Raw genomic sequence first — 10419 nt, 5'->3', positions numbered from 1 at the left:
CAGTTTCGTTTGGATCTTCTGCTCGTTGGTCTGGGTGTGTCGTTGACTGACGCGCAGTGGGCGCGGATTGAGCCGTTGCTGCCGGACCGGACGCCGAAGCGCGGTGGCCGGTGGCGTGATCACCGTGAGGTGATCGACGCGATCGCGTTCAAGTTCCGGATCGGTTCGCAATGGGTGCACCTGCCGGAGAGGTATGGCAACTGGCGGGGCGTCTACAACCGGCTGCGGATGTGGGCTCTCGACGGCACGTGGGAGCGGGTGTTCACCGCTGTCATGGCCCAGGCGGACACCGACGAGGACCTCGACTGGGCCGTGTCGGTGGACTCCACGATCGTTCGTGCGCACCAGCACGCGGCCGGGGCCCGCAAAAAGGGGCCCCGGCCGGCGAGCCCGCCGACCACGCCATCGGACGCTCCCGCGGCGGGCTGACCACGAAGATCCACCTCGCCGCGGACGGCCGGTGCCGGCCGCTGGCCTTCGTGCTGACCGCGGGCCAGGCGGGCGATGCTCCCGCCTTCACCGCGGTGATGGCTCGCCTGCGCGTCCCCCGACCGCGCGGACGGCCTCGCACCAGGCCCGACGTGGTCCTGGCCGACAAGGCGTACTCCTCGCGCGCGATCCGCGACCACCTGCGCGCACGCGGTATCCGCACAGTGATCCCGATTCCGGCGGACCAGCGCGCGAACCGGCTGCGGCGCGGCAGCCTCGGCGGCAGGCCGCCCGCCTTCGACCGCGAGGCCTACAAGCAGCGCAACACCGTCGAGCGGTGCATCAACCGCCTCAAGCAGTGGCGCGGCATCGCCACCCGCTACGAGAAGACCGCCACCATCTACCTCGCCGGACTCCACATCGCAGGCATCTTCCTCTGGTCCGCCCGCTGATCCAAACGAAACTGCCTAGCGGTACATCGCGTAGAGGCTGCCGTTGTGGGAGGTGACGCCGGGTTCGCCTTCCATCGCGCCGACGTCGGCGTTCGGCATGCGGACCCAAGGGCTGTTGCGGTCGGGGGTGTTCAGGGCGTGGATGTGCCCCGAGTGGCCGCGGGCGACGAGCCAGACCTTGCCTTTGTGGGTGGCCAGGGTGGGGCCTTCCGGTGTGTTCCAGCCCGACGGCGGGGGCACGTAGTCACAGACGATGCCGAGCATTTCGGCGACCGAGTTGACTCCGTCGTGCTCGCGGTAGGCAAACCAGTTCCTGTCGCCGTGGGTGGTCATGGACGCCCTGTGGGCGGTCTTGTGGGCGGAGGGCCACGGGTCGAGCGGGTTCCAGGTTTGCCCGTCGGAGGAGTAGACGGTCTGTCCCCCTCTGTAGGAGCCCTGCCAGTTGTACGTGTAGTACGTGGCGTAGATGTAGTCGTCCTTCGCGGACATCGACGCGGCCCGGTCGGACTTGGCCGTCCCGGCGAGGTGGGTGGTGGTGCTCCACGCCGTCCCGCTTCCGGCCCAGGTGCTCAAAAGTACGTCGCCGTTCAGCGCGATGACCGTCGCGTACAGCCTGCCCTTGAAGGCGACCAGGCCCGGCACGAAGTCGCTGGACCAGGAGTTCACGCGCTGGGGTGGAGACCACGCGCCGTTGGTCATGCTGCTCCACATCACCGCGCGGTCGCCCGGGCGGACGTACATGCAGTGGAGTTTGCCGCCGAAGGAGACCAGGGACACGGGTGAGGCGCTTCTCCAGCCCAGGGACACCGGGGCGCTCCAAGCGGCCGCGCCGTCCGCGGTGGCGTATCTCCTCATCCACCTCGATCGCCATCTCCCAGCGTCGCGCCACTCCCCGGCCGAGTACGAGCACTCCGCCGGCGGTGGTCCACACGCGCACGCCGTCACGGCGCTTGCGCGCCCTCGCCACCCGTGGATGGTCCGGGTCAGCAATTTCCTTGAGGTCCAGCGGCGGCTCGCCCGGCAGCGGGGTGGCGACCGTGAGCAGGTCGATCGTGTCGTTCGACCTGCCTGTATGACTCAGGAGCGCTGCCAGGAAGCGCGGGTTCATGGTGGCGGCCAGGTCGTCGCAGTCCACGGAAGCCAGCGTTGCCCGCACCCACTCCGGGTCCTCGTCGGTGAACACCACGGAGTGTGCGGTGAACGCAATCGCCCCTGCGTCGCGACGGTTTGGTTGCGACACCACAGTCGTGCCACCGTCCGGTGGCGGGAACTCCCCCCTGCGACGCGGCTTGCAGGATCTCCGCGAGTGTCTGGCCCATGTCCCTGCCGTCCCCCTCGATTGCGACTCGGCCCGTTCGTGATCAGATGGCCACGCCCATGGAGGGCAGGGCTCCACGCGGGCCTGGCTCGCGAAAGTGATGGTGCGCGCGACGATCACGGAGATAGCTGGTCCGCGACCGCTTGGGCCCAGCGGCGGTAGCCGGGGGCGGCGGGATGGAAGCCGTCGCAGGCGAAGAAATCGGGGTCGGCCGGGATGTCGTCGGAGCGGACCCACGTCACCTACAGGCGCTCGGCGCATATCCGGCGCGAGATCTCGTCGAGGGCGCCGGCGCGGCGCGCGAGGTAACGCCCCAAGGCGCCGGGGAGGGACGGGAAGGCAGTGAAGGGTGGGATTCCCGTGACCGCGACGCGATCGGCGCGCTTGCAGAGGTCGTCCACGATGGCGGCAAGGTCGGCGCCCCAGTCGGTCGGCGAGCGTCTGGCGAGCATATGAACAAGATGGCCGCCCCGGACCCACGGCCCACCAACTCGGCGCACACCTCGCGGGTCTCCATAAGGCGCTCGGCCGTGCTGCCGATGATGCCGAGCTGCCCACCGTGCCGGCCTCGGCCACCGCTGAGGTGACGGAGCCCGGACGAGCCGTCCAGAAAGCCGACCGGCTTGCCGGAGCGGTGTCAGCCCGGGGTGCAGGCGACACCTTCGACGTGGCTGCTGGCGTTGCCCTCGAAGAGCGCAAGATCCTCCTCGACAAGCACGCCCACCTCCGCCCTGAGGGAAATGCCCCCGCGGGCCCGCATGGCTGGACGCATGGTGACTTCCAGCACCGGAACCTCCTCTGGGCGGACGGCGAGCTGGTTGCCGTCCTGGACTGGGACCGGCTAGGCGGTCGCCCGTACGCGGAGGAAGTCGTTCGGACAGCGCAAGTGCAGTTCGGTGTGGAGGGCGTGTTCGACCTGGAGCGGGTATCGGCGTTCGTGGCCGGCTACCGGTCGGTGATCCCGCTGGAGGCAGCTGCACTCGTCGATGGTGCGCGTCGGCTCTGGTGGAAGCGGATGACGGACTTCTGGCAGCTCGAGTTCCACTACGACCGGGACGGTCGCTCTTGCGACGACCTGTTCATTGCCGACGAGGCGCTCCTTCACTGGTGGACGGAGCGGCTCGACGTGGTGGAGCGGGCGCTTACCGGGGCTGCCTAGTGTCGGCTCAGAAAACGTTTGCCCGCTTCACCGTGTGTGAGCGTTGCAAGAGTCTGAACCGTGAGCTTGACCGTGGACAGCAGTTCTCCGGTATGCGGGTGGCGGGCGGTGAGGTCCATGGCGGAGAACGCGCCGTCGTGGATGCGCAGGGCGAGGCAGCTGTGTGCAGACGCCGAGGAGGTGCCTGGTGCCGCGCACAGCGCGGGACATCTCGGAGATCTGCACGGTGTCGCCGGAGCGCGCGTACGCGAACAGTTCGCTGAACCTCGGGCGCTGGAGCGGGCGGAGCCGACTGGAGGTGCCGGCCGTTTCCGCGAACTCCACCAGGTCCTCAATCCCGGCCTCAGCGAGGACGAAGTCCTGGCGGTCCGCTCGTCGGCGACCTCACCCTCGAATACTTCGTCCTCGCCGTCGAAGGCGACCCCGACCAGACCCTCATCATCTACGCCCCCGAACCCGCCTCCCCCTCCGCGGAAGCCATCGGCATCCTCGCCAGCTGGACCCACAGCACCACCCCGGACTGCACACCGCACCCGACGCGTCACACCATCCAGCGAGCTGACACAGCTCAGGGGGACCGGGGAGCCGACTGGGGAGCGGGTGCAGCCAGCGGTCCATTGACCGGTTCCCGCCTCACCAGGAACAGGTGCCAACTCTCTCCCCGTGCCGACCAACTGCTCGCGTCGGCGCCGAGTGGTACGGGAAGGGGGCCATGCGGCCCTCCCCCCACCCGTGGTGTGCAGCCGAGACTGGATGCGGACACCGACGAGGAGGTCCCCGATGAGCTCTCTTGCTTCCCCTCGGCTCACAACAGCTCTGTCCGCCGACCAACGTGACCGGCTGATGGCATGCGGCCGCCCGGTGGACCTCCCTGAAGGCACCCGGCTGTTCGAGGAGGGCGAACCCGCCCAGCGCTTCTGGATCCTTCGGACGGGCACGGTCACCTTGGACTTCGCCGTGCCTGGCACACAGCCGGCAGTGATCGACACCGTGAATGCGGGTGAGCTGCTCGGATGGTCCTGGCTGTTCGCCCCGTACCGCTGGCACTTCGGTGCGGAGGCCATGACGCGTGTGCGGGCGGACGAGTTCGATGCACTGACCGTGCGCATGATGATGGACGCCGATCCTGCTCTCGGCTCCGCCCTCGGGCATTTCGTCGGGCAGACGCTCGCTCGTCGCCTCGTCGCCGCCCGAGTACGACTGCTCGATCTGTACGCCCCGCACGGCAGCAGCCTGTAGCCCCTCACCCACCTCCCGGAGAACGTCATGCCTGCCTCGCACTACACCGTCAGCGACGTCATGACCCACACCGCCATCGCGATCGGCCGTGACGCGCCCTACAAGGAGATCGTCGCGCTCTTGGACCAGTGGAAGGTGAGTGCCCTTCCTGTCCTGGAGGGAGAGGGGCGTGTCGTCGGAGTCGTCTCGGAGGCGGATCTTCTGCCGAAGGAGGAGTTCCGGCTCGATACGCCTCGCCCGGGCGAGTTCGCCGAGGCGGCCAAGGCGGGAGCTCTGCGGGCCGGTGAGCTCATGTCGAGCCCGGCCGTGACTGTGCACGCGGACGCGACGCTCGCTGAGGCGGCACGGATCATGGCCACCCGGAGGGTGAAGCGGCTGCCGGTGGTGAACGACATCGGGATGCTGGAGGGTGTCGTCAGCCGGAGTGACCTGCTCAAGGTGTTCCTGCGTTCGGACAGCGAGATCGAGGAGGAGATCCGCAGTTCCGTCCTGGGCGAGTCTGCTGCCCCGGTAGGGCTGGACGTCTCCGTACTGGAAGGCGTGGCCACCCTTCGTGGTGGGCTCGCCGACCCGTCACTGGTTCCACTGCTTGCCCGCGCCGTGCGGGCGGTGGAGGGGGTCGTCGACGTTCGGATGCGTCTCGGCGCCCATGAAGACGCCGCATGACGGACAATCCTTGTGGGGGCGGGTACGAGCCCACCGACCGCAGGGATCGCCCATGTCCGATCTGCCGACAGCCACCGCACCGACGCGGGTCTTCCTCGTCGACGACCACGAGGTCGTCCGCCGGGGCCTTCGTGACCTGATCGACGACGAGCCCGACATGGAAGTGGTCGGCGAGGCGGCGACGGCGGAGCAGGCGCTGGCCAGGGGCCCCGCTCTTCGGCCGGACGTGGCGGTCCTCGACGTGCGCCTGCCCGACGGGGACGGCATCTCGGTGTGCCGGGAGCTGCGGTCTCGGATGCCTGAGGTGGCCTGTCTGATGCTGACGTCGTTCGACGACGAGGACGCTCTTCTCGACGCGATCATGGCGGGGGCGTCCGGGTACGTCCTGAAGCAGATCAAGGGGTCCGACCTGGTGTCGGCAGTACGGACCGTGGCCACCGGGCAGTCGATGCTCGACCCGGCCACCACCGCGCGGCTGATGCACTCGCTGCGCGACCCCGAGGCGGCGAAGCCGCCGGAGGACGAACGGCTCGCGGTGCTGTCCGACAGGGAACGGTCCGTACTTGACCTCATCGGCGAGGGGCTCACCAACCGGCAGATCGCCAAGCGGCTCTATCTGTCGGAGAAGACCGTCAAGAACCACATCTCACGGCTGCTCGGCAAGCTCGGTGTCGAACGGCGTGTGCAGGCGGCCGTCATCGCCGCGCAGGTCCATGAGCACGACACCGAGGAGACGTAGAGGCTCCTACTCCTGCTCGGCCGGCAGCGGGATCCGCCACTCGAGGACCGTGCCGCTGCCCGGCTCCGCTCGCGCGTGGACCGACAGGGTGCCGCCCAGCCGCTCGGCCCGCTCGGCCAGGTTCCGCAGTCCGCTGCGGCTGCCACCGTGCGGAATGCCGACACCGTCATCGCCCACCGTCACCACCAGTACGCCGTCGTCGGCGACGACAGACACCTCCGCCCTGCGGGCCTGGGCGTGGCGTGCCACGTTGGTGAGGGCTTCACCGAGGACGGCGAGCACCTCCTCGGCCGCTTGCGGTGGTACGTCAGTGTCGATCAGGCCCTCCATACGCAGCGCCGGAGCGAATCCGAGCGTCGACGCCGCCGAATCCACGGCCTTGACCACGCGGTTTCGCAGTTTCGGTGTGGTTCCCGGGGTGTCGTGTTCCCGGAGGCCGAAGATGGTCGATCGGATGATCTTGATGGTGGCGTCGAGGTCGTCGATGGCCCGGGTCAGTCGGTCCACGGCCTCCGGGTGCTCGACGAAGCGCCGGGCGCTCTGCAGGGTCATACCGGTGGCGAAGAGGCGCTGGATCGCCAGATCGTGGAGGTCTCGGGCAATCCGGTCGCGGTCCTCCAGAAGACTCACCTGCTCGGCGTCACGACGGCGGTCGGCCAGTTCGAGCGCCAGTGCCGCCTGCCCCGCGAATCCGGGAAGAGCGGTGACCTCGGCGGTCGTGAAGGCGGGCCGCCCGTGGCGCCGCGCGAGGATCAGCACCCCGCTGAGTCGCTCCTTGGTGCCGACCGTGACGGCCACCGCCGACCCGAACCCCTTCCACCGTTCGGGCTGCACCGTGATGCGCGGCTCGTTCTCGACGTCGACGACCGTGATCAGGCCATCCTGCGCGAGGGCGGCCTCGACCAGGGTTCCTTCGCTGTTCGGGAGGACGACGCCTCGGTGTGCTTCGGCTCCCTCGCCGCGGGCCAGCGAGCCCCGCAGTTCGCCGCCCGGTCCGACCAGGTAGAAGACCCCCATGTCCGCGCCCGCGATGTCCACGGCCCGCTCCAGCATCTCGCCGAGGACCTCGGTCTCCTCCGCACCGGACAAGAGGGCACTGGTGAAGTCGGAGCTCGCGGCCAGCCAGCGGTGGCGCAGGCGGCCCTCCTCGTAGAGGCGGGCGTTTTCGATGGCGATGCCGGCCGCGACGGCCAGGGTCGTCACGACGGCCTCGTCCTCGGCGTCGAAGTCGGCTCCTCCGCGCTTCTCTGTGAGGTAGAGGTTGCCGAACACTTCGTCGCGGACCCGGATGGGGACGCCCAGGAACGTGTGCATCGGCGGATGATGGGCCGGGAAGCCGTACGAGGCTGGGTGCTCGGACAGCTCGGCGAGGCGCAGCGTCTTGGGGTTGCGGATCAGTTCGCCGAGAATGCCATGTCCGGACGGTAGCGGACCGATCTTCTCGCGGAGTTCGTCGTCGATGCCGATAGGGAGGAATTCGGAGAGCCTCCGGTCCTCGCCGATGACGCCCAGGGCTCCGTACTCGGCATCCACCAGAGTCACGGCGGACTCCACGATGCCGTGAAGCACCTGCGGCAGGTCAAGTTCGCGGCCCACGGACATGACGGCTTCGAGGAGCCCGTTGAGCCGGTCCCTGGTGCCACGCACCTCGTCGATGCGCACCTGGACCTCGTCGAGCAGCTCGTCGAGTCGCAGCCGTGGCAGCCGTGTACCCGCGGACTCGGTGTCCTCCCGGCCCATCGAAACCTCCGGCCGCATCGAGCGCACGGGCTGCACCCGAAGCGCGCACTCTCACCGTAGACCGGATGAACCACCCGTTCCTGTCGAGCCCCCTGGGTGGAAGGCGGTCCTTACGACGCGAGCCGCCACGAATCCGGCGGGCGCGCACGCGAGAGCGATCCCGGCGCCCGCCCAGCCGAGTGGCTCGGTCTCCAGGATGGAGTTCAGGAAGGGCACGTACAGCGCTGCCGCTGCCAGAAGGGCGGAGGCGATGACGGACAGCGGGAGGAACGGGTTCTCCTTGGTCAGAAGTCGGGTACGCAGTCCCAGGGCGACGCCCAGCTGCGCTGCGAGCAGGGCGAGGAAGAGGACGCTCTGCCAGGCAAGGTCCAGTGCCTGGGCGGCGAGCCCTGCGCCCAGGGAGGCCGCCGTGACGACGGCCGCGAGAAGGAGCAGCCTCTGCCAGGCGCCACCGCCGAGAATGTGCTGGTCGGGTGGGCGCGGAGGGCGGTGCATCGCTCCCGGGGAGGCGGGTTCGGCGCCCATCGCGACGCCGGTGAGGCCGTGTGTCAGGAGGTTGATCCACAGGATCTGGCCGGCGCGAAGCGGCAGTGGCAGCCCGAGCAGCGGGCCGATGAGCATCACGAGGATCTCCGCCGCACCGCCGGCCATCCCGTAGACGAGGAAGCGGCGGATGTTGTCGTAGACGCGCCTTCCCTCCTCGACGGCCGCCACGACGGTCGAGAGCTCGTCGTCGGTGAGGACGAGGTCGGCGGCCTGCCGCGCGACCTCCGTGCCCCGTGCCCCCATGGCCACGCCGATGTCCGCCCGGTGCAGGGCGGGGCCGTCGTTGACCCCGTCGCCGGTCATCGCGGTCACCGCTCCCTCGGCGCGCCACGCCTCCACGATGTCCAGTTTCTGCTGGGGGTCCGTACGGGCGAAGACCCGCACCGAGGTGAGGTCGGCGACGCGTCCTGCGGCGACGTCGGCGCCGGTGACGACCCGTCCCTCCGTCTCGCCGCCGTCGCCCAGGAGGCCGATGTGGGACGCCACCGCCCGTGCCGTCGCCGGATGGTCCCCGGTGATGAGGACGGGAGTGATGCCGGCCGCACGGCAGGAGGCGAGAGTCGCCGCGGCATGCGGCTTGGGCGGGTCGCTGAGCGCGACAAGGCCGAGGAGCGCGAGCCGCGACTCCGCCGTGGTGACCGGGCTCGGGATGTCGTTCCGCGCGCCCGACGCCACGGCGAGCACGCGGTACCCGCGGGCGGCCAGGCGTGCGGCCTCCTGGCGGGCCGCCGTGAGCGCGTCCGGAGGATCGAGCAGGACGGCCGGGTCGAGTACGGCTTCGGGTGCGCCCTTCATGCAGACGAGCACCCCGTCTCCGCCGGTCTTGTGGAGCGTGGTCATGCGTCTGCGGAGGCTGTCGAAGGGCGCTTCACCGATCCGGGGGCGGGTCGCCGACAGTTCCGCCGGACCCGGGCATCGGCACTTGGCCGCGGCCGCCAGCAGGGCGGCTTCCATGGGGTCGCCCAGAGCCGTCCAGCGGTCGTCGGGCTCCCGGGCGTCCGCCGGGCGCAGCGTGGCGTCGTTGCACAGGGCGGTCACGGTCAGCAGCTCCGTCAGCGGTTCGAGCTCGTCTGCGTCCGCCGGTCTCCCGGCGACAAGGGCCTCGCCCTCGGGTTCGTACCCCACCCCCGAGAGCTCGGCGGTCACGCGCGGTGTCCAGAGGTGCTGGACGACCATGCGGCCCTCCGTCAGGGTGCCGGTCTTGTCGGTGGCGAGGACGGACACCGATCCGAGCGTCTCCACCGCCGGCAGCCGCCGCACCAGGGCATGCCGGGCGGCCATGCGTCTGGCTCCGAGTGCGAGGGCCAGGGTGACAACGGCGGGAAGGGATTCAGGGACCGCCGCCACGGCCAGGCTGATGGCGGTGACCGCCATCGTGCCGAGCGGAAGCCCCCGCACCAGGCCGAGGGCGAAGACCAGGACGCACAGGGCGAGCGTCACGGCCGCGAGGATGCGTCCGAGGGCGGCGAGGCGGCGCTGCAGCGGGGTCGGCTCGCGACGTTCGTCGAGAAGAGCCGCGATGCGGCCGAGCGCGCTGGATGCCCCGGTCGCCGTCACCACGGCCACACCCCGGCCCCGGACGACGACCGTGCCCGCGCTCAGGGTCGCACCGGCGTCCTTGTCGACGGGCACGGACTCCCCTGTGAGCATGGACTCGTCCACCAGCACGGCGGACGCCTCGGCGAGCTCGGCGTCGGCGGCGACGATGTCGCCCTCACCGACCACGAGGACGTCACCCGGGACGATCGCCGCCGCCGGGAGGTCGCGCACGGCGCCGTCGCGCCGCACGCGCGCGTGCGGGGCGGTGAGGGCCGAGAGAGCGGCGACGGCGTTGTCGGCCCGGATCTCCTGCGCCACCCCGACGGTCGTATTCACGAGGACGACCAACCCGATGACGACGGCGTCCGGATAGTCGCCGATCGCAAGGGTCAGCACGACTGCCCCGAGGAGCACCATGATCAGCGGGTCGGTCAGCTGGGCCAGGACCCTGCTGTGGAGCCGTACGGGCCTTCTCGCGGTGACCTCGTTGGGGCCGGTGTCGGCCAGCCGGCGGGCGGCCTCGGCCTCGGTGAGTCCGGTCGTGACCCGCACGGACGTGAGTGCCTGGCCCGCTGCCGACGCGGTCATGGCC

The 10419-nt window shown here is 70.2% G+C and carries 8 protein-coding genes and 4 pseudogenes; 6 read left to right on the top strand and 6 right to left on the bottom strand.

What is annotated here, in order from left to right; translation table 11 throughout:
- The first annotated feature begins 30 nt into the window (after positions 1-30).
- Positions 31-881, top strand: a pseudogene (locus SGA01_RS04510) (IS5 family transposase).
- Between the two features lie 15 nt (positions 882-896).
- Here the strand turns inward: SGA01_RS04510 and SGA01_RS40865 are convergent.
- From SGA01_RS40865 to SGA01_RS04495, 3 genes and pseudogenes are all read right to left on the bottom strand, one after another.
- On the bottom strand, positions 897-1658 hold the full coding sequence (locus tag SGA01_RS40865; protein WP_167533985.1) for a hypothetical protein: 762 nt from the start codon (positions 1656-1658) through the stop codon (positions 897-899).
- A 55-nt stretch (positions 1659-1713) separates the two neighbouring features.
- Positions 1714-2200 (bottom strand): annotated as a pseudogene (locus tag SGA01_RS41705) (GNAT family N-acetyltransferase); the annotation flags it as partial.
- Between the two features lie 241 nt (positions 2201-2441).
- On the bottom strand, positions 2442-2651 hold the full coding sequence (locus SGA01_RS04495; protein ID WP_141293468.1) for an SGNH/GDSL hydrolase family protein: 210 nt from the start codon (positions 2649-2651) through the stop codon (positions 2442-2444).
- A gap of 26 nt (positions 2652-2677) precedes the next feature.
- Between SGA01_RS04495 and SGA01_RS04490 the strand changes: the two are divergent.
- Positions 2678-3358 (top strand): annotated as a pseudogene (locus SGA01_RS04490) (phosphotransferase); the annotation flags it as partial.
- A gap of 27 nt (positions 3359-3385) precedes the next feature.
- Here the strand turns inward: SGA01_RS04490 and SGA01_RS04485 are convergent.
- Complete coding sequence (locus SGA01_RS04485; RefSeq protein WP_229918599.1) at positions 3386-3682, bottom strand: recombinase family protein; 297 nt, start codon at positions 3680-3682, stop codon at positions 3386-3388.
- Positions 3683-3777: 95 nt separating this feature from the next.
- On the opposite strand from SGA01_RS04485, the pseudogene SGA01_RS42775 reads away from it, so the two are divergent.
- From SGA01_RS42775 to SGA01_RS04465, 4 genes and pseudogenes are all read left to right on the top strand, one after another.
- Positions 3778-4194, top strand: a pseudogene (locus SGA01_RS42775) (hypothetical protein); the annotation flags it as partial.
- Positions 4195-4219: 25 nt separating this feature from the next.
- Positions 4220-4597 carry a Crp/Fnr family transcriptional regulator gene (locus tag SGA01_RS04475; RefSeq protein ID WP_371865995.1) on the top strand — a complete coding sequence of 126 codons (378 nt, stop codon included), beginning with the start codon at positions 4220-4222 and terminating at the stop codon, positions 4595-4597.
- A 27-nt stretch (positions 4598-4624) separates the two neighbouring features.
- A complete protein-coding gene (locus SGA01_RS04470; protein WP_141293466.1) occupies positions 4625-5263 on the top strand; it encodes a CBS domain-containing protein in 639 nt (212 codons plus the stop codon).
- Positions 5264-5315: 52 nt separating this feature from the next.
- Positions 5316-6002 carry a response regulator gene (locus SGA01_RS04465; protein WP_141293464.1) on the top strand — a complete coding sequence of 229 codons (687 nt, stop codon included), beginning with the start codon at positions 5316-5318 and terminating at the stop codon, positions 6000-6002.
- A 6-nt stretch (positions 6003-6008) separates the two neighbouring features.
- Here SGA01_RS04465 and SGA01_RS04460 read toward each other — a convergent pair whose 3' ends face one another.
- Together SGA01_RS04460 and SGA01_RS04455 are read right to left on the bottom strand one after the other, a co-directional pair.
- The gene (locus SGA01_RS04460; RefSeq protein WP_141293462.1) at positions 6009-7742 is read right to left on the bottom strand and encodes a sensor histidine kinase; all 1734 of its coding nucleotides are present in this window, start codon (positions 7740-7742) and stop codon (positions 6009-6011) included.
- Positions 7743-7793: 51 nt separating this feature from the next.
- A complete protein-coding gene (locus tag SGA01_RS04455) occupies positions 7794-10415 on the bottom strand; it encodes a cation-translocating P-type ATPase (protein ID WP_141293460.1) in 2622 nt (873 codons plus the stop codon).
- Positions 10416-10419 lie beyond the last annotated feature (4 nt).

The sequence above is a fragment of the Streptomyces gardneri genome, from assembly GCF_006539185.1.
In the GTDB taxonomy this organism is placed as follows: Bacteria; Actinomycetota; Actinomycetes; order Streptomycetales; family Streptomycetaceae; genus Streptomyces; species Streptomyces gardneri.
Note: the sequence above shows the minus strand (reverse complement) of the source record. Positions and strands in the feature narration are given on the sequence as shown.